The following is a 19564-nucleotide window of genomic DNA, read 5'->3' as shown; positions in this document are numbered from 1 at the left end:
GGGCGCCTGCACGCAACCGCGACGCGGAACCCTGTCCCGCTTGCGGGGAAGAGGAAGCCGGGTTCGGGCTTCATTGAGACTGACCCACCACTGTGCCGGAGAGTGCGACCATGGATGAGCCGAAAGCGGAGAAGCGCCGGGGACGTCCGCCGGGCAGCGGCCGTGCGCGGCCTGCCCCGGCGGCGCAGCCGGCCGGCGAGAAATCCACCCGCGCCCATCTCATCGAGGTGGCCGAGCGCCTGTTCGCCTCGAACGGCATCGATGCCACCTCCATGCGCGAGATCAACCGCGCCGCGGACCAGCAGAACGCCTCGGCGATCCACTATTATTTCGGCTCGAAGGAGGCGCTCATCACCGCCATCCTCGATCTGCGCATGTCTGAGGTGAACGTCGCCCGTCTCGCCGAGCTGAAGGCCTTGCAGGAGGCGGGCCTTGCCGGCGACCTGCGGGCGCTGACGCAGGTGTTCATCCTGCCGCTCGCCGCCCAGCTGAACGACGGCTCAGGCGCGAACCACTACATCCGCTTTCTCGCGCAGTTCTACGCTAGCCAGCAGTTCGACATCTGGGCCATCGCCAAGGATCGCAACGACGCCAGCCTGTCGCGGGTGGTCAGCCTGCTGCACGCCATCCTGCCGGATCTGCCCCGCGCGCTGGTGCGCGACCGGGTGTCGATCGCCCTGCGCCAGGCGATCTATGCGCTTGCCGACTGGGAGCGCGACAAGGCGGCCGGACGCCTCAACCTCGCCTTGGAGAAGGAAGCGTTCGTCGCCAACCTCGTGGACATGACCGAGGGCGCGCTCGCCGCCGGCCTCTCGCCGGCGACAGCCATCGCCCTCGCCCGGCAGGGCGATCCGGGCTGAGATCAGAGGTTCCCGGCGCCGGCGCCCGGAGTCTCGCCCAGATGCCCCTGCCCACCTGCCCTGCCCTCTCCCCCGGAGACAGGGGGTTCAGCCCTTGCCGGCGTGCTGCGGCTTTCCCTTGCGCGGGGTGGACGCCATCTTGTCCAGCTCCTCTTCGCTCATGCTCTCCGCCATGGAGCGCGAGGCGCCCTTCAGCTTGGACTTGGGCATGTCGCCGCGCTTGGCGGCGAGCGCGGCGCCGGCCGCCTTCTGTTGCGCCTGGGATTTCGCCGGCATGATGAAATCCTCCTATTGCGCAGCGCTCTGGCCCTTGAGGACCTGGAGTTCCGCGCGCTCCCAGAATTCCCGGTCGCGCCCCTGCGGCGAGCCCGCCTCGCGCCAGAGCGCATGAGCCCGGCGCTTGATGCGGTCGCGCTCGACCTCGGTCAATCCGGCGAAGATGCTTGCCTCGGGCTTTGCGCTTGCGGCGTCGGGCGTGTTCGAATTGGCGGCATTGCGGCTCATGGCAGCCTCCTCACATGGTGCCAGCCCCAGCTCCGGAAAATTCAACGCCCCTCCCGCGCCGCGGGTTCCCGGGGCAGGAGGCCGGAGGCGATGAGGTCGCAGTAGAAGTCGGCCACCTCCTCGGCGCCCATGGCCCCGTCGGGGCGATACCAGCGCGCCATCCAGGACAGCAGCGAGAGCACGGCGCGGCCGGTCATGGCCACGTCCATGGCGCGGAACGAGCCGTCCGCCGCGCCCTCGGCGATGATGGCGCGCAGCAGGCCCTCATGGGCATCGCGCAGGCGCAGTGCGTCATCCTTGAGGGCGGCGCTCGCCATGCCGGAATAGCCAACCAGCATGGTGACGAAGCTGTCGTAATTCTCCGCCAGGTAGCGCGCATGGCCGATCATGAAGAGGCGCAACCGCTCGCGCGGGCTCGCGCCCTGCGCCACCGCCTCGGCGCCGGCCCGGTTCAGCCCCTCCAGCGTGCGGATGATGATGGCGTCGTAGATCTCCTGCTTGGTGGCGAAATAATTGTAGATCGCGCCCTTGGAATAATTGAGCGTCGCGGCGACCTCCGCCAGCGAGGAGGCGCCATAGCCCTTCTGCGCGAACATCTTCGCAGCCTGGCGCAGGATTTCCTCGCGCGGGTCGCTGACCAGGGGCGGGCGGCCGAGGCGCTTCTCCTCCCCCTCCCCCTCCTGCGAGACCGGCGCCTTGCGCGGCCGCCCGCGCGCCGCACCTGCGGGAGGCGCGCTGCGGCGTGGCGTGTGATCCTTGCTGGCCAAAGCGCGGCCTCCCGTCTCGACTCCGTGCGCGGCTTGCGCTATATCCGCAACATTATATTCCGACTGGTCGGTATGTAAATCTCCGACCGGCTGAAACCAGGGAGCATCACCATGGCCGCGCCGTCCTCGTCCAAGCCCGTGTTCGACTGGACCGATCCCTTCGGCCTCGACGGCCAGCTCTCCGACGAGGAGCGCATGGTGCGCGACACCGCGCGTGACTACGCCCAGGAGAAGCTCCTGCCGCGCGTCACCTCCGCCTATCTGGAGGAGCGGTTCGACCGCGAGATCATGAACGAGATGGGCGCCCTCGGCCTGCTCGGCCCGACCGTCCCGGCCGAATACGGCGGCGCCGGCCTCAACTATGTCTCCTACGGCCTCGCCGCCCGCGAGGTGGAGCGGGTGGACTCGGGCTACCGCTCGGCCATGAGCGTGCAGTCCTCGCTGGTGATGCACCCGATCAACGCCTACGGCTCCGAGGCGCAGAAGAAGAAGTACCTGCCGAAGCTCGCCACCGGCGAGTGGGTCGGCTGCTTCGGCCTGACCGAGCCGGACGCCGGCTCCGATCCGGGCGGCATGCGCACCCGCGCCGAGAAGGTTGCGGACGGCTACCGCATCACCGGCGCGAAGATGTGGATCACCAACGCCCCGATCGCCGATCTCGCGGTGGTGTGGGCGAAGTCGGCGGCGCACGACAATGCCATCCGCGGCTTCATCGTCGAGCGCGGCATGGCCGGGCTCTCCACACCGAAGATCGAGGGCAAGCTCTCGCTGCGCGCCTCCATCACCGGCGAGGTGGTGCTCGACGGCGTCGTCGTGCCGGAGGAGAACCTGCTGCCGAATGCCACCGGCCTAGCCGGACCGTTCGGCTGCCTTAACCGCGCCCGCTTCGGCATCGGCTGGGGCGCCATGGGCGCGGCCGAGGCGTGCTTTGCCGCCGCGCGCCAGTACACGCTCGACCGCAAGCAGTTCGGCCGCCCGCTCGCGGCCACCCAACTGGTGCAGAAGAAGCTCGCCGACATGGCCACCGAGATCGCCCTCGGCCTGCAGGCCTGCCTCCAGGTGGGCCGGCTGATGGATGCCGGCCAGCTGCCGCCGGAGACCATCTCCTTCATCAAGCGCAACAATTGCGGCAAGGCGCTGGACATCGCCCGCGTCGCCCGCGACATGCACGGCGGCAACGGCATCTCCGCCGACTTCCACGTCATGCGCCATGCGGTCAACCTCGAGACGGTGAACACCTACGAGGGCACGCACGACATCCATGCTTTAATCCTCGGCCGCGCCATCACCGGGATCCAGGCCTTCTTCTGAGCTCGAAGTCCGCCGCACGGAGGACCCCCAACGCCGCGCCGGTCACACGACCGGCGCGGCCGGCGCCATCGCGCGCCGTCGGCCACATGACCTTGGGGAATAAAAGAAAATTTGTCCTGCCGTGGACCTAGGCGGCGCCACCTGCGTTTATGGACGGCAACGATCAAGCTCGGCCCATACGCGGCGCCCGCCGCAGGAAGTCCGATACCTCCCCCTCCTCCGGCCAAGGCCAGAATGCATGCTGCTCGGTGACGCTGATGCCACGGGCCCGGCGCCCGCGATCGCCACGCCGGACCGCACGCGGGTGCCCTCGCGCCAGGCGATCCTCGGCCTCGACGCGCTCAACTTCTTCCTCGCCGACGTGCGCGACGGCCTCGGCCCCTATCTCGCCATCTATCTCCTGGCGGTGCGCGGCCCCGACCAGGGCTGGAACGAGGCCACCATCGGCCTCGTCATCACCATCGCCGGAGTAACCGGCCTGATCGCCCAGACGCCGGCAGGGGCGTTCATCGACAGCAGCAGGAACAAGCCGGCCATCATCATCGCCGGCGCCCTGGCGGTGACGCTGTGCTGCCTCGCCTTGCCGTTCGTGACCAATTTCTACGTCGTGGCGGCCACCCAGTCGCTGGCGGCCATCGCCGGCACGATCTTCCCGCCCGCGCTCGCGGCCATAACGCTCGGCCTCGTCGGGCCGAAGGCCTTCGCACGGCGCATCGGCCGCAACGAGGCGTTCAACCATGCGGGCAATGCGGTGTCGGCCTCCATCGCCGCCGGAACCGCCATCCTGTTCGGCCCGGTGGTGGTGTTCTGGCTCATGGCGATCCTGGCCGTGCTGAGCATCGGCGCGATGCTGATCGTGCCGGCGCGGGAGATCGACGACACGCTGGCGCGCGGCCTGCCGGCCGAGCCGGGCGCGCAGGCGCCTGCGAGCGGCATCGGTACCCTCCTCGCCAATCCGAACCTGCGCCTGTTCGCGCTGCTCTGCTTTCTGTTCCACCTGGCCAATGCCGCGATGCTGCCCACCACGGGCCAGTTGCTGACGAGCGTGGTCGGCAAGGATCAGGCAACATCCCTCATCGCCTTGTGCATCGTGGTCGCACAATTCGTCATGGTTCCAGTGGCGATCACCACCGGCGCGCGAGCCGACGCGTGGGGCCGCAAGCCGATCTTCCTCGTGGCCTTCGGCGTGCTGGCGCTGCGCGGGGCGCTCTACCCTTTGTCCAACGATCCGATCTGGCTGTTCGCGGTGCAGTGCCTCGACGGCGTCGGCGCGGGCGTCTACGGGGCGCTGTTCCCGGTGGTCGTCGCCGACCTGACGCGAGGCACCGGGCACTTCAACGTGAGCCAGGGCGCGGTCGCGACCGCGCAGGGCCTGGGCGCGGCGCTGTCCGCCTCCATCGCCGGCATAACCATCGTCGCGGCCGGCTATTCGGCGGCGTTCCTCACGCTCTCGGCCATCGCGGCTCTGGGCTTCCTGCTCTACCTGATGCTGATGCCGGAGACACGGAAACGCGGCAGCTGAGCCACCCGCTCAGCCCCGGCCGACGCTCTGATAGGTGAAGCCGAGGGCCGCCATCTCGTCGGGCCGATAGATGTTGCGCAGGTCGACGACGATGGGCGAGGCCATGAGCCCGTGGATGCGCCTGAGGTCCAGCGCCCGGAAGGCGTCCCACTCGGTGACGATGACGAGCGCCGCCGCGCCTTCCGCCGCCGCATAGGGCGTATCCACGTAGTCCACGCCATCCAGCACCAGCTTGGCCTGTTCCACCCCCTCGGGATCGTGGGCGCGGACCACGGCGCCGGCATCCTGCAAGGCGGTGATGATGGAGATGGACGGCGCGTCGCGCATGTCGTCGGTGTTGGGCTTGAAGGTGAGGCCCAGAATGCCCACGGTCTTGCCCCGCACCGTGCCTCCCAGGGCCTGGATGACCTTGCGGGCCATGGCGCGCTTGCGCTGGTCGTTCACCGACACCACCGTCTCGACGATGCGAATCGGTGCGCTGTAGTCCTGAGCCGTCTTGATGAGCGCCAGCGTATCCTTGGGGAAGCAGGAGCCGCCATAGCCCGGACCGGCATGCAGGAACTTGGAGCCGATGCGATTGTCGAGGCCGATGCCGCGCGCCACGTCCTGCACGTTGGCGCCGACCTGCTCGCACAAATCGGCGATCTCGTTGATGAAGGTGATCTTGGTGGCGAGGAACGCGTTGGCGGCGTACTTCGTGAGCTCGGCGGTGCGCCGCGAGGTGAAGAGCAGCGGCGACTGGTTGAGGTAGAGCGGCCGGTAGAGCTCGGCGATCACCTGCTGCGCGCGCTCGTCCTCGGTGCCCACGAGGATGCGGTCGGGGCGCTTGAAATCGGCGATGGCCGCGCCCTCGCGCAGGAATTCGGGGTTCGAGACCACCGCGAACTCCGCATCGGGCCGCGTCTCGCGGATGATGCGCTCGACCTCGTCGCCGGTGCCCACCGGCACCGTGGACTTGGTCACCACCACGGTATAGCGCGAGATCGCGCGGGCGATGTCCCGCGCCGCCTGGTAGACATAGGTAAGGTCGGCATGGCCGTCGCCGCGCCGCGAAGGCGTGCCGACGGCGATGAACACCGCCTCCGCCTTCTCCAGTCCCTCCGTCAGACTCGTGGTGAAGAACAGGCGCTCGGCCTTGACGTTCGCGGCGACAAGATCGGCAAGGCCGGGCTCATAGATGGGAATCTCGCCGCGCCGCAGCGCCTCGATCTTGCGCGCGTCGGTGTCGACGCAAGAGACGGTGTGGCCGAAATCGGCGAAGCACGCCCCGGAAACCAGCCCCACATAGCCTGCGCCGATCATCGTCACGTGCATGGTCGATCGTCCACTTGTCCACGGGAGCCGGTTCGACCACGACGGGGACGGTCTGATCCCGCCGGCTCCATTTCACCCGCCCGGTGCGCCCGGGGGCGTCTGCGACGCGGGCCGGGCGGCCGGGCTCACGCGGCGGACATCCCCCATCCGCCTGGAGCAGAGGCGATAATCCACCAATCGTGACGTCCCGATGTCCGCCTTTTGCGCCCTTGCGCGGCGAAGGGGAAGGGGCAAAACGGACCGGGCCGTCGCACCGGCGCCCGAAGACGCAGGAGGACGGCCCGGTCCACGCGCGGAAAGGTTCAGACGCGCTGATAGATATCCTCCAGGCGGACGATGTCGTCCTCGCCCAGATAGGACCCGGTCTGCACCTCGATCAGCTCCAGCGGGATGCGGCCCGGATTGGCAAGCCGGTGCACGCTGCCCATGGGGATATAGACCGACTCGTTCTCGTTCACGGTCTTCACGCTTTCGCCGATCGTGACCTCGGCGGTGCCGCGCACCACCACCCAATGCTCGGCACGGTGATGGTGCTTCTGGAGCGAGAGCGTGCCGGAGGGCTCCACGACGATCTTCTTCACCTGGAAGCGCTCGCCGCGGCACACGCTCTCATAGCTGCCCCAGGGGCGGTAGACCTTGTTGTGGCTCTCCACCTCGTTGCGGCGCGCGCTCTTGAGCGCGGCCACCAGCGCCTTCACGTCCTGGCTGCGGTTCGCCGGCATCACCAGAACAGCATCCTCGGTGGCGATCACCGCGAGGTTCTCGATGCCGACGCCGGCCACCAGCGGCCCGTCGCTGCGCACATAATTCCCGGCGCTGTCGAGGAGCGTCACCGGTCCCTTAGTGACGTTGCCCGCGTCGTCGGCGGTGCCGATCTCGTAGACCGCGTCCCAGGACCCGACATCCGACCAGGTGAAGTCGCCCTTCACCACTGCCGCCTTGGTGGTGCGCTCCATGACCGCGAAATCGATCGACTTGGCCGGGGCAGCCTCGAAGGCGGCCGGATCGAGCTTCAGGAAGCCGATATCCACCTGGGCCTGCTCCACCGCGCTGATGGCGCAGCGGGCGATCTCGGGCTCGAACGCCTCGGCCTCCGACAGCATCACGTTGGCGGGAAACACGAAGTTTCCGGAATTCCAGAGGTAGCCGGCATCCACGTACTTCTCTGCCGTCGCCGCGTCGGGCTTCTCGACGAAGGCGCGCACCTTGAAGGCGCCCTCCACGGCGAGCGGCTCGCCCACGTCGATATAGCCGTAGCTGGTGCGCGGGCGGTCGGGCGCGATGCCGAAGGTGACGATGTTGCCCAGGGCGGCCGCCCGCGCCGCCACGAACACCGAGGCGCGGAACTTGTCCGCCTCCAGCACCACGTGGTCGGACGCCAGAACCAGAACCAGCGCCTCGGGACCATATTGCGACGCAACATGCGCCGTCGCCGCGACCACCGCCGGGGCGCTGTCGCGCCGCGCAGGCTCAAGGATCACGGTGGGGGTGATTCCGATCTCCTGCGCTTGCCGCTGGGCGTAGAAGCGATAGTCGTGGCTGGTTATCACCACCGGATCGGCGAATTCCGCGCCCGGAGCCGCCCGCAGCAGCGTCTCCTGGAACAAAGAGTAATTGGAGTTGAGCGGCAGGAATTGCTTGGGAAGACTATTGCGCGACAGCGGCCAGAGGCGGGTACCCGTTCCCCCTGCCAAGATTACCGGCACGATCTTCATCTCTGCCCTCTTCGTCTATCCGACCGTCGCGGTGCCCCCGGACTCGGAAACCTAGCTTTGACACAGGCCTCCCAGGCCGTCCAGCGCCTTGCAGTGCAATATGAAGCCGCATCGCGCCTCGTCAGTGTATGCGCGCACGGGAAGATTGACGAACATTTGCCGGTCTACAGGCCGTATCGTCGTGCCGTCAGCGCCGCCGGCGACCCCGCACCGCATTGCACAGCAACTGCCACCGGTGTATCTACGCGCCTCTTGTCTTTGTGCACGAGGCTAACGCATTGCGTGCCTGATCGACGGCTTCTCAGGAGCAAAAATCACGACCAGTTCTGTAGAATACGCTCCGCAGCAAAGCCGAAGGACGATGCTCGAAATTCTCTTCTTGCCCGGACACGCAGACTTTACGGATGCAGCTGGCTCGGCCGGCGGCGCCGCCGACCGGCAGGATTCGATGGCAAAGACCCCACACTCAAGGTGACGAACGTGTCGCAAGATCGCCTGACGCACTTGAAGCGCCTGGAGGCCGAGTCCATCCACATCATGCGCGAGGTCGCCGCCGAGCTGAGCAACCCTGTGATGCTCTACTCCATCGGCAAGGACTCGGCCGTGATGCTGCATCTGGCGGTAAAGGCCTTCTATCCCTCCAAGCCGCCCTTCCCGCTGATGCATATCGACACCACTTGGAAGTTCCGGGAGATGATCGCGTTCCGGGACGAGACCGCCAAGCGGCTCGGCTTCGACCTCATCGTCCACACCAATGAGGACGGCCTCGCCCAGGGCATCAACCCGTTCGACCACGGTTCCTCGCTCTACACCCAGGTGATGAAGACGGAGGCGCTGAAGGCCGCGCTCGACAAATACGGCTTCAATGCCGCGTTCGGCGGCGCCCGCCGCGACGAGGAGAAGAGCCGCGCCAAGGAGCGCATCTTCTCGTTCCGCTCCGCCAATCACGTCTGGGATCCGAAGAACCAGCGTCCGGAGCTCTGGAACCTCTACAACGCCCGCATCCGGCCGGGAGAATCCCTGCGCGTGTTCCCGCTGTCCAACTGGACCGAGCTGGACATCTGGCAGTACATCCTGGCGGAGAATATCCCCATCGTGCCGCTCTACTTCGCCGCCGAGCGCCCCATCGTCTGGCGCGGCGGGCAGATGATCATGGTGGACGACGCTCGCCTGCCGCTCCAGCCGGGCGAGGCGCCGCAGATGCGCCAGGTGCGCTTCCGGACGCTCGGCTGCTACCCGCTCACGGCTGCCATCGACAGCGACGCCGCCACGCTGGAGGCGATCGTGCGCGAAATGCTGATCGCGCGCACGTCGGAGCGCGCCGGACGGCTCATCGACCATGACGAGGCCGCCTCCATGGAGAAGAAGAAGCGCGAGGGCTATTTCTGATGGAACCGACAAAGGGCCTCGCCTCGCCTCTCGACCAGCTCTCCGCCCACGAGACCAAGGGCCTCCTGCGCTTTCTCACCTGCGGCAGCGTGGATGACGGCAAGTCCACGCTGATTGGGCGCCTGCTCTACGACACCAAGCTCCTGTTCGAGGACCAGCTCGCCACCCTCGAAAGCGACAGCCGCAAGCACGGCACCACGGGCGAGGACCTCGACTTCGCGCTGCTGGTGGACGGGCTCGCCGCCGAGCGTGAGCAGGGCATCACCATCGATGTCGCCTACCGCTTCTTTGCCACCGAAAAGCGCAAGTTCATCGTCGCCGACACGCCCGGCCACGAGCAGTACACCCGCAACATGGCCACCGGCGCCTCGAATTCCGACCTCGCCGTGATCCTCATCGATGCGCGCAAGGGCATCCTGACCCAGACCCGCCGGCATTCCTACATCGCTGCGCTGCTGGGCATCCACCATGTGGTACTGGCGGTCAACAAGATCGACCTCGCCGACTTCTCGCAGGCCGTGTTCGACGAGATCGTCGCCGCCTACCGCGCGTTCGCGAAGGACTTCGGCTTTAAGACCCTGGTCGCGATCCCGCTGTCGGCGCGCTTCGGCGACAACGTTTTGACGCCCAGCGCCCGCACCCCCTGGTATACCGGCCCGGCGCTGCTGGAGCACCTGGAGCAGGTGGAGGTGGTGAGCGCCGCCGCCGGCCGCCCCTTCCGCATGCCGGTGCAATGGGTGAACCGGCCGAACCTCGATTTCCGCGGCTTTTCGGGCACCGTCGCCTCGGGAACCGTGCGCGCCGGCGACGAGGTGGTGATCGCGAGCTCCGGCGTCACCACCCGCGTGAAATCCATCGTCACCGCCGACGGCGACCTTGCCGAGGCGGTGGCGGGCGAGGCCGTCACGCTGACGCTGGCGGACGAGGTGGACGCCTCCCGCGGCGACGTCATCGCCGCCGCTGCCGCGCGGCCCGAATTCTCCGACCAGTTCGCCGCCCATCTCATCTGGATGCACGACGAGCCGCTGCTTCCCGGCCGCTCCTATCTCATCAAGATCGGCACCCGCACGGTTGGCGCCTCCGTCACCGAGATCAAGCACAAGGTGGACGTGAACACCTTCCAGCACCTCGCGGCCAAGACGCTGGCGCTGAACGAGGTGGCGGTGGTGAATTTCTCCACCCAGGCGCCGGTCGCCTTCGATCCCTTCGGCGCGGTGCCGCAGACCGGCGCCTTCATCGTCATCGACCGCATGTCCAACCTCACGGTCGGGGCGGGCATGATCGATTTCGGCCTGCGCCGCGCCACCAACGTCCATTGGCAGGCGCTGGAAGTGACCAAGGACAGCCGCGCCGCCCTGAAGGCGCAGAAGCCCGTGGTGCTCTGGTTCACCGGCCTTTCGGGCGCCGGCAAGTCGACCATCGCCAACATCGTCGAGAAGAAGCTCCATGTGCTGGGCCGGCACACAACCATGCTGGACGGCGACAATGTGCGCCACGGCCTCAACCGCGACCTCGGCTTCACCGAGGCCGACCGGGTCGAGAACATCCGCCGCGTGGCCGAGGTCTCGCGCCTGTTCGTCGATGCCGGGCTGATCGTGCTCGTCTCCTTCATCTCGCCGTTCCGTGCGGAACGCCGCATGGCACGCGAGCTCATGGGGCCGGGCGAGTTCGTGGAGATCTTCGTCGACACGCCGCTCGCCGTCGCGGAAAGCCGCGACGTGAAGGGCCTCTACAAGCGCGCGCGTGCCGGCGAGATCCGCAACTTCACCGGCATCGACAGCCCCTATGAGAGCCCCGAAGCGGCGGAGATCACCTTGCTGGGCGGCACAAAGGATCCCGAGGCCCTGGCCGACGAGGTCATCCGCTATCTCCAGGCCTCGGGCCACATCTGAGGCTGGACGACCCGGCCCCGGCAGCAACATAAGGCGAACCTGGGATATGCCGGAACTTGAAGCCTGCGCGGCGGACATGGCGCTGCTTGCCCGACGCCCTTTCGTCTCCTGATGGCAACGCACCGCCGTCGAGGTCGACGAACCGGCGCGCAGGTTCCATGGTGAGAAGAAGATGGATCTGACCCGCCCAAAACGAAACAACCTGCGTCATTCCCCGCCTGGAGGTGCCCGCATGCGGACGAAGGCCAAAGACCGACTGAGACACACGGTCAGACTCGCCAGGCGCCACCTGCTCACTTCTTGGTTTAGGGTCGTCAAGCCTCAGATCGTCAAAATCAACGGGATCAAGCTTAAGGTCGACCCCCGTTGGCCGGCAACAATGCGCGATGCCTTTTATAAAGGCTCGTACGAACACTCCGAATATCATCTTGTCAGCACCGTACTTACGCCCAGCGACAGGGTGCTTGAGATCGGGGCCGCCGTCGGTTTTATCGGCATGCGCTGCTGCCAAATCGTTGGTTCATCAAACGTCGTCAGCATCGAGGCGAACCCCGATATTTGCGCAATTGCCCGAGAGAATTACGCACTGAATGGGTTGTCTCCCACCCTCATCAATGCGGCGATCACCTCTACCAGTCAATCCGAAGTAGAATTCTTCATCTCCGACCATTTTTGGGCCAGCTCACTGTCTGACAAGGACGGCACCACTCATGCAATAAAAGTGAGAGGCGTGTCATTTTCCGAAGCCGTGGCACTTTATCGTCCAACTGCCCTCGTAATGGATGTAGAGGGCGCCGAATTTGAAATACTTAAAGACTCAGATTTGGATTCAATAAATAAAATTTGCATCGAATTTCACCCTCAATTCATAGATGATACCAAAATCACTCAGATTTTTTCCAAATTTATTTCAGCCGGCTTTCGGATCGGATTGAGCGAATCGAGAGGCAAGGTGGTGTATTTCCATAAATGACGCGGACGACGGCCCATCTGCCGGAGGCGTCCTTGAACAGGAACCAGCCCGTGACTCCGGTCGCGAATTCGACCAATACGATCGGATCCCGCTCCCGCGTGGGAGGGCGACGTGAGCGAACATGATGCGTGCGATAGCATCCTCCGGGCACGGTCTTGCAGGGCTGACGGTGGGGCAAGTTCGCAAAACGCGCGGAAACCCATATATCACCTGATCCCACCAGTCTGGACCATTCATCCCTGCGCCACTGCGGATTGAACCCCTCGCGAGACCCTTCATGCGCTTTCTGATCACCGGTACCGCCGGCTTCATCGGCTTCCATCTGGCGCGCCGGCTGCTGGACGAGGGCCATTTCGTCGTCGGCTATGACGGTATGACCGACTATTACGACCCGGCGCTCAAGCGCGCGCGCCACGACATTCTCGCCCGTTCGAACGGGTTCCGCGCCGTCGAGGCCCGGCTCGAGGACATGGCGGCGCTCACTGCCGCCACCGAGGCCGCGGCGCCGGACGTGATGGTTCACCTCGCCGCCCAGGCAGGGGTGCGCTACTCCATCGAGCATCCGCGCACCTATGTGGATTCGAACCTGGTCGGTTCCTACAACGTGCTGGAGGCGGCGCGTGTCGCGCGGCCGAAGCACCTGCTGATGGCCTCCACCAGCTCGGTCTATGGCGGCAACGCGAAGATGCCGTTCGCCGAGACCGACCGCGCGGACTGGCCGATCACGCTCTATGCCGCCACCAAGAAGGCCATGGAGGCCATGGCCCATTCCTACGCGCACTTGTGGGGCCTGCCGACCACCTCGTTCCGCTTCTTCACCGTCTACGGCCCGTGGGGCCGGCCGGACATGGCGCTGTTCAAGTTCGTGGACGCGATCCTTTCGGGACGCCCGATCGAGATCTACGGCATGGGCGAGATGCGGCGCGACTTCACCTATGTGGACGACATCGTCGAGGCCGTGGTGCGGCTCGCCGGCATGCCGCCGGTGGCGGGCCAGCCGGTTAAGGCCGCCGGCGTCGAGGACAGCCTCTCCCCGGTCGCTCCCTGGCGGGCGGTGAACATCGGCGGCGGCGAACCCGTGGGGCTGCTGGACTTCGTCAAGGCCATCGAGGCCGCGGTGGGCCGCGAGGCAGAAAAGCTCATGCGGCCCATGCAGCCCGGCGACGTGCGCGATACCTTCGCCGACCCGCGCCTGCTGGAAGCGCTGACGGGATTCCGTCCACAGACCCCACTCGACATCGGCGTGCCGGCCTTCGTGGCGTGGTACCGGGATCATTACCGGAAGTAGGGGCGGCGTGACGCAGGTCACAAACCCGCGAACTCCATGCCCGGGCCGGTCAGTTCGGCGACCCGCCTGCGCCGCCCACCTTCGGATCGAAAGTGAAGACGCTCAGCACATGCCTTGCACCTGATGAGGTCAGGTGATTGGCATTGATATAATAGAATATTCCGTCGCGCCCGGAATAACAGCGCTCGCCTTCACAGAGCACTTCGGTCGGCAGCACGATGGAGACGAGCGGATCGTCCTTCGCAAGCTGCCGGATGATCGTGTTGGAATATTGCATGGGAGCCGCGACCACGTTGCGCTCGCCGATCTTGCAGGCATCGACGGGGTGGCCTCGGAGGCGTGCATAGGCCGCGCAGCGCCATGGCGAATGCTCATATTCCGGAACCTGCCCCATGAGGAGGACGGCAACACCTGTTTCCGTGATCTGGCGAACCGATGCCTCAAGCGAGCGGGCGAAAACGCGGCGGCTGTTGTCGAGGCTGCGAACGCCGCTGATCTCGTCAACGCTGTAGCGCGGGTCAGCGGGCACACTTCCACCTTCGGACCAAACGGACCACCGACCCGCCACCACCACAAGCTTCAGCCCGGGGGAATTGCGGATCATCTCGATCGCCTGTGTATTGAATTGCTTGCAGCGATCGCCACGCAGGTCCTGCTTGACCACAACGAGATCCGCACCAATCAGTGGCGGGCATCCCTCCATGGCGATCTCGCGCACCGTCCAGCCCCTGGCGGCGACCATATCGACGACGGCGGGCACCAGGGAATCCGCCTGCGAGTCCCCCCACACGACGACCTCATAGCGCTGCCCGGCCGCGCCTGGACCCGCGAGGCAGCCCTCGATCGGTGGCAGTTTCTGGCGCGCGCTGAACGAGAACGGGGAATCGACCAGGCACCTCTGCCTCAAGGCATTGCGATCCCAGCGCACCGCTTCCGCAGTCAGCGTTTCCTGGGAGACGCGACCGGGCAGGCCGTGATTCAGGGTGAACGTCAACGCCACCGCACTGGTTACGGCGATGAGGCCTGCGCCGGCACCGAGCCTGAGCCAGGGACGCCCGCCAAGACTGTTCGCGCCACGGAAGGGCGCCTCCACAAAGCGCAATGAAAACGCGGCGAGCGCAAAGCTGAGCGCGACGAGAGCAACCGCCTCGGCGGCACTCGGTGATCGCCCGAGATAGAGGCGACCGAAAACCAGAACGGGCCAATGCCAGAGATAGAGGGAATACGAGAGCCTGCCGACATACACGACCGGGGCCCATTCGAGCACACTCTTGGCCAGCCCTCCGCTGGACCACATGCCGCCATAGATCACCAGCCCCGCGCCAATGCAGGGAAGGAGCGCGGTGATGCCGGGAAACGGCATCGTGCCGTCGATCGTCAATATTGCCGCGGCAATCATGACCAAGCCGGACGCGGCAAGCGCCGAACCCAAGCGTGCCGGAATCTTGGGGAGGAACGGGACGGCAATCAGCGAGCCGATCAAGAGCTCCCAGGCCCGGGTCGGCAGCAGATAGAATGTGAGACGGGGAACCGCGAAGACCCCCCACGCCGATGCCGCCAGCGAGACACCTGCCCCGACCAGGAGAACGACCGCAAGCCACCGCGCGCCGATCAGCCGCAGCACGAGCAGCAACACCGGTGGAAACAGCAGATAGAACTGCTCTTCAACCGCCAGCGACCAGGTGTGGAGGAGAGGCAGCGTCTCCGACGCCTCGGCGAAATATCCCGCAGTTGACCAGAAATAAAAATTCGACGCGAACAGCGTCGTATAGATCATACTATTTCCATAACCCACAAGATCAACCGGTATCAATATTACTAACGCAAAGATCGACGACACAAACAAAACGAAATATAATGCTGGAAATATACGCCTGACGCGTCGATCATAAAAAGAAACGAAACTGAATTTTTCCTGAACCATTTCATTATAAATGATCGAGGTGATCAAGAACCCGGAAATTACAAAAAAAACATCAACACCAACAAATCCGCCGGGCATCAGGCTAAGGCCGGCATGATATAGCACAACCGGCACAACGGCGACGCACCGTAGCCCATCGATATCAGCCCGATACTTCATGCCCCCCGCATCCTCATGCTGCCACGTTCCACTGAATCCATTCGCTCGAACTGCTTCGTGGCCGGACACCTCTGGCCGCGGGGGCCCGGGTCTACCTGACCACGCCGACGCCGGAGCCGCCTGCATCGACATTGCCCTCAGCCAGCACATTCGCAGCCCCCCCCTCGCTGCGGTCGACGATAGAGGGAAGCCGGTTATCCCTCACGACGAATTCGGGCTCCTTCCCGTCCTCCGGCTTTTCCGTACGGATCAGCAGCCCATACTCCACCGAGCCGCCGGAGAGCTTGACGTCGTTGCCACTGATGACCGTGCGGCCGGGACTTCTCTGGACCGCCCCCAACGCCGCAGAGCCCTTTGGCATGTCGGCCGCGATCAGCAGCGTGTTGTCGACGATGCGCGACTCGGACCGCGGCCTGGTGTCACCGATCCCCACCAGAACCTCCGGCTCGAGGCTCGGCTGCGTATAGACAAACGCGTTCCTATTAATAACGACAACCCCAGATTGGCTGTACTTCAGATTGCATTTCACATTCAGAAATTCGTTTTCAGAAAAATTCAGGGAAGAGCTATAGCTCGGCAGTACATAACCGAGGCCAGCAGGACCGGTAAACGCAAAAGTGTTGTTGGTGCAGGCAACCTCGATCTTTCCCTCTCCCGCGAAGCCCGCGCTTCTCAGGGCGAAGACGATTGTTCCAGTCGGCTTCCCAACCGGACGGGAGCCCAACCGCTGGGGGGCGCTGGCGCCCTTGCCGGTCTGAATGGCGATATTGTGTTCGAAGCTGACATTCTTCGCAGCAAAAAAAGTTGAATACGCGAAATTACCTGCGTCTCTGCAAATATTTCTGCGAGCGATCGAGTTGAAACATCCCTCGAAATCGATGCCGCAGTCCAGGACGTCATCGGACATATTGTCTTCAATCAGGACGTTATCGCCGTTGTTGCCGTATATTCCGCCCAGAGACCCATGGACTTCGTTGCCGACAATGGCGAATTCTCGCACCCGGCGGAGAAACTGCATTGCCCCGCCCTCAATCACCCGGCCGCCGCCACCCCACCACGAAATATTGGCATGGCGGCAGCGATTGTAGGCAGCAACGAGCCGCTTGCCGAAATTCACACGCAGCGCCTGAGCAAAATAGGCATCGCAAGCGATCTCATTGTCGATGAGCACCACGTCTTCGTTGAGATCGTCGGTCGAGGCTGCCGAGAAGCCGCCGAGTACGGCCGGGTCCACGTCAGGAGATCGCGGTGCGCCTTCGCCGCGGAAGTTTATCTTGCGTTCGAGAGCATGCCGTACCACCAGCCCGCCCATGTTCGAGATCTTCGAACGGGTGAGCGAGATGCCCCGGACATTGCGCGCCTGTATGAGCGGCGGCGTTCTGTTGCCGTTGCCGGGACCCGACACCACCAGGCGATCGAAGCGAAGATCGTGGAGGAAGTCCGTATCACCGCCCTGCCGAAGGCCGACATTGAAGACGGCGCCCGCTCCAGTGTAGCGGATCGATGTTCCATCACCGGCTCCAACGAACGCCACGGAACGATCGACGTCGATCGACCGCGTGATCCGCACCACGCCTCCACCCGAAATCCGGATGACCTGCGCGGACGAGCCCAGGGCGTTGCGGACAGCGTCCGTGTCATCCGTCTCTCCGTCCTGCCGGGCGCCGAAGGACCTCAGATCCACCGCGTCGCGGCTGCCGGGAAGAGCATCCAGGTCCCGATAAAGGCGGGGAATGTTCACATGACCCACCTGTGTGCGACGGCTGAGCCGCCCGAGTTCGGCGAGGCGGTCCTTGAGTGCCGCGGGGGCATTCGCAAGGAAGGGGTCGCGCGTCGCACCCGCAATGGCGGGCGGCACGAAAATGATCCCCAGGCCGGCGAGAATCAGTTCGCGGCGGGACAGGAGAAAGGCTGCGTTTACGTCTCTCATCCCGTTGTTTCCCATAGCCGCCGCCGCACAGCATCCTAGCCAATCTTGCACCGCAAAAAAAGTTCCGGTTAAACAGAAGGTGCGCCGTTGCGAAGGTGCGGCTGCACCGGCTTGTGCCGGACGTCTGGAGGGTGGATGACGAGGCCTCTTTCCGTTCGCGCCGTGGCGACCGGCGGGTCATCCGGGCGCACGTTCGCCCGCATCGAATCGGTTCTGCGTGAGGCCCATCCAGACCTCAGGATGACCATCGCCGGCACCCAGCCGCTCAATCTCCGGCAGCCAGGCGCCACGGCCTATTCAGGACAGGGGACGGTGGTCAGCGTCGACCAGCAGGCGACCGGCCTTCCCACTCTTGCACCGCACAAGAAAATAGCGCTACAATTCGCACCGGCACTACCAGACAAGACTTCCCATCATTGCATTACAACCGTGTGAGCGGCGCAATTTTCCGAGCATTTTACGACTCTGACGTTTGCGAAAATGAATATATGCATAACTGATAATGGAACGCTGCATAGAAATACTTGGTTTAAACCATGTGATTTGGAGATTATGGATAATTTTTATTATCATGAACACCTTTCTTCGGAACGGCCGCGCTTCTCGCAACACGCTCCAAGGTGCTCGTAATCGGATCGTCACCCGGCCCGCATAGGCTTTCGAGATAGCCGAAGCCCGCCTCTACCAGATAGACACGACAAGCCCCTTTCCTCCTACCCGCTGATGGGACCAGACACATGCTAGACCGCATCGTGGCTTCGTTGCGCCAAGACCCGCATGGCTTCATACCCCGTGCCCTGAGCGCAGCCAGCGAACGGCTGCGCCCCCGGGGCTACCGCCTGAAAGACAAGGTCCTCGGCTCCGATGAGACTTTCTTGCCCCACTACGGGGTCCATCGGTCGGGCAACTGCGGCGATACTGCGCTGTTCGTCTCCACCAGAAAGATCATCGATCATGAACTGGGACAGCATCGCTGGCGGCTGATGCCGGTACGGGAGCGCGTACTGCCGGAGGACATCGCAACAATCAACAAGCGCGCACCGGCGCTGGTGCTCGGGGGCGGCGGCCTGATCCTCAAGGACAGCGTTCCGGCGAGTGCGTCCGGCTGGCAGTGGAACATTCCCCTCGATCTCCTGCGCCAGTTGGAGCGTCCGATCATCGGCTTCGCCATAGGCTACAACCGGTTTTCCGGGCAGGACGAGTTCGCATCCCAGTTCAGGGAACACATCACCGAGACAATTGCCAAATCCGCCTTCTTCGGACTGCGCAATCGGGGCAGCATTGCAGCGCTGTCAGAATACCTTTCTCCAGAACTGGCAGCCAAGCTCAAGTTTCAGCCCTGCCCGACCACCATGATATCGCGCTTCCACCCCATCAACGTTCCAAGGCTGGAGCGCGTCGCTGCGGTCAATCTTGCGTTCGACAGGGCGGAGCTTCGCTTCAAAGATGGCGTTGGACCGGTGGTCGAGGAAATCGCCGATTGCTTGAAGTGGCTCACCTCAAAGGGTTGGAGGCTTGTGGTCACAATTCACGATCCGCGCGATCGGTATTTTCTCCCGTTCCTGCGGTCCGCCGGAGTGCGCTTCACCGTGCACGACATGCCGAACGCAAGTTTCGAAGAGGTCGTGAATTTCTACGCCGCGATCCCGCTGACGCTAGGGATGCGTGGGCATGGGCAGATGGTCCCCTTCGGCGTCGGCAATGCCATCTTCTCGTTGGTTTCCCATCCCAAGCTGGCCTATTTCCTCAACGACATCGGCAAGCCCGAATGGCAGGTCGACGTGCAGCACCGGGGATTCAAGGACGCCTTCATCGCCCGCCTCAGCCCAATTCTCGACGACGTCGAAAGCTATCGCGCGCAGGTGGCCGAAGCTCAGACCGCCCTCTACACCCTGACGCAAGAAAATATCGCCCAGTTTGCGCCCGCACTGTCGCGGTGACGGGGGCGACTGCCATGAGGCCGGGCGCGCGCAGGCGCCCCGCTTCTGGATCACGAGCAAACGCGAAAATTGAGAT

16 protein-coding genes are annotated in these 19564 nt (G+C 64.7%); 9 read left to right on the top strand and 7 right to left on the bottom strand.

Annotation, left to right across the window (positions count from 1 at the left end; translation table 11 throughout):
* Positions 1 to 110 precede the first annotated feature (110 nt).
* Entirely contained in the window at positions 111 to 860 is a 750-nt protein-coding gene (locus tag D9R14_RS03935) for a TetR/AcrR family transcriptional regulator (RefSeq protein ID WP_121622002.1), read from the top strand.
* 87 nt (positions 861 to 947) lie between these two features.
* On the opposite strand, the gene D9R14_RS03930 is transcribed toward D9R14_RS03935, so the two are convergent.
* Genes D9R14_RS03930 through D9R14_RS03920 form a run of 3 tightly spaced genes read right to left on the bottom strand, consistent with a single transcriptional unit; the run spans position 948 to position 2131 of the window.
* A complete protein-coding gene (locus tag D9R14_RS03930; protein WP_121622001.1) occupies positions 948 to 1136 on the bottom strand; it encodes a DUF3008 family protein in 189 nt (62 codons plus the stop codon).
* 12 nt (positions 1137 to 1148) lie between these two features.
* On the bottom strand, positions 1149 to 1364 hold the full coding sequence (locus tag D9R14_RS03925; protein ID WP_245420536.1) for a DUF2934 domain-containing protein: 216 nt from the start codon (positions 1362 to 1364) through the stop codon (positions 1149 to 1151).
* A 41-nt stretch (positions 1365 to 1405) separates the two neighbouring features.
* Positions 1406 to 2131, bottom strand: coding sequence for a TetR/AcrR family transcriptional regulator (locus tag D9R14_RS03920; protein WP_121622000.1), 726 nt, complete (start codon positions 2129 to 2131; stop codon positions 1406 to 1408).
* A gap of 111 nt (positions 2132 to 2242) precedes the next feature.
* Here D9R14_RS03920 and D9R14_RS03915 point away from each other — a divergent pair, with 111 nt between their 5' ends.
* Both D9R14_RS03915 and D9R14_RS03910 read left to right on the top strand, forming a co-directional pair.
* Entirely contained in the window at positions 2243 to 3442 is a 1200-nt protein-coding gene (locus tag D9R14_RS03915) for an acyl-CoA dehydrogenase (protein ID WP_121621999.1), read from the top strand.
* 238 nt (positions 3443 to 3680) lie between these two features.
* Positions 3681 to 4964 carry an MFS transporter gene (locus D9R14_RS03910; RefSeq protein WP_121621998.1) on the top strand — a complete coding sequence of 428 codons (1284 nt, stop codon included), beginning with the start codon at positions 3681 to 3683 and terminating at the stop codon, positions 4962 to 4964.
* A gap of 9 nt (positions 4965 to 4973) precedes the next feature.
* On the opposite strand, the gene D9R14_RS03905 is transcribed toward D9R14_RS03910, so the two are convergent.
* Both D9R14_RS03905 and D9R14_RS03900 read right to left on the bottom strand, forming a co-directional pair.
* The gene (locus D9R14_RS03905) at positions 4974 to 6278 is read right to left on the bottom strand and encodes a UDP-glucose dehydrogenase family protein (RefSeq protein ID WP_121621997.1); all 1305 of its coding nucleotides are present in this window, start codon (positions 6276 to 6278) and stop codon (positions 4974 to 4976) included.
* Between the two features lie 302 nt (positions 6279 to 6580).
* The gene (locus D9R14_RS03900) at positions 6581 to 7993 is read right to left on the bottom strand and encodes a mannose-1-phosphate guanylyltransferase/mannose-6-phosphate isomerase (RefSeq protein WP_121621996.1); all 1413 of its coding nucleotides are present in this window, start codon (positions 7991 to 7993) and stop codon (positions 6581 to 6583) included.
* A 480-nt stretch (positions 7994 to 8473) separates the two neighbouring features.
* On the opposite strand from D9R14_RS03900, the gene cysD reads away from it, so the two are divergent.
* From cysD to D9R14_RS03880, 4 genes are all read left to right on the top strand, one after another.
* Positions 8474 to 9382 carry a sulfate adenylyltransferase subunit CysD gene (gene cysD, locus D9R14_RS03895; protein ID WP_121622105.1) on the top strand — a complete coding sequence of 303 codons (909 nt, stop codon included), beginning with the start codon at positions 8474 to 8476 and terminating at the stop codon, positions 9380 to 9382.
* Entirely contained in the window at positions 9382 to 11274 is a 1893-nt protein-coding gene (cysN, locus tag D9R14_RS03890; protein ID WP_121621995.1) for a sulfate adenylyltransferase subunit CysN, read from the top strand. Before cysD ends, cysN begins: the two co-directional genes overlap by 1 nt.
* A gap of 172 nt (positions 11275 to 11446) precedes the next feature.
* Positions 11447 to 12247 (top strand): FkbM family methyltransferase, encoded by an 801-nt coding sequence (locus tag D9R14_RS03885; protein ID WP_121621994.1) that lies wholly within the window; start codon positions 11447 to 11449, stop codon positions 12245 to 12247.
* Positions 12248 to 12524: 277 nt separating this feature from the next.
* Positions 12525 to 13535, top strand: a complete 1011-nt coding sequence (locus tag D9R14_RS03880) for an NAD-dependent epimerase/dehydratase family protein (RefSeq protein WP_121621993.1) — start codon at positions 12525 to 12527, stop codon at positions 13533 to 13535.
* A gap of 49 nt (positions 13536 to 13584) precedes the next feature.
* On the opposite strand, the gene D9R14_RS03875 is transcribed toward D9R14_RS03880, so the two are convergent.
* Both D9R14_RS03875 and D9R14_RS03870 read right to left on the bottom strand, forming a co-directional pair.
* Entirely contained in the window at positions 13585 to 15618 is a 2034-nt protein-coding gene (locus D9R14_RS03875) for an acyltransferase family protein (RefSeq protein WP_170168479.1), read from the bottom strand.
* 91 nt (positions 15619 to 15709) lie between these two features.
* Positions 15710 to 17548 carry a right-handed parallel beta-helix repeat-containing protein gene (locus D9R14_RS03870; protein WP_170168478.1) on the bottom strand — a complete coding sequence of 613 codons (1839 nt, stop codon included), beginning with the start codon at positions 17546 to 17548 and terminating at the stop codon, positions 15710 to 15712.
* A 135-nt stretch (positions 17549 to 17683) separates the two neighbouring features.
* Here D9R14_RS03870 and D9R14_RS22805 point away from each other — a divergent pair, with 135 nt between their 5' ends.
* Positions 17684 to 17983 carry a hypothetical protein gene (locus D9R14_RS22805; protein WP_147452939.1) on the top strand — a complete coding sequence of 100 codons (300 nt, stop codon included), beginning with the start codon at positions 17684 to 17686 and terminating at the stop codon, positions 17981 to 17983.
* Between the two features lie 302 nt (positions 17984 to 18285).
* Positions 18286 to 19488: a polysaccharide pyruvyl transferase family protein gene (locus tag D9R14_RS03865; protein ID WP_121621990.1), complete on the top strand. Its 1203-nt coding sequence runs from the start codon at positions 18286 to 18288 to the stop codon at positions 19486 to 19488.
* Positions 19489 to 19564: the final 76 nt, after the last annotated feature.

Origin of the sequence: Xanthobacter tagetidis (genome assembly GCF_003667445.1) — a bacterium.
GTDB lineage: Bacteria > Pseudomonadota > Alphaproteobacteria > Rhizobiales > Xanthobacteraceae > Xanthobacter > Xanthobacter tagetidis.
The sequence above is the reverse complement of the archived record's forward strand: the minus strand, read 5'-3'. Positions and strand labels throughout refer to the sequence as shown.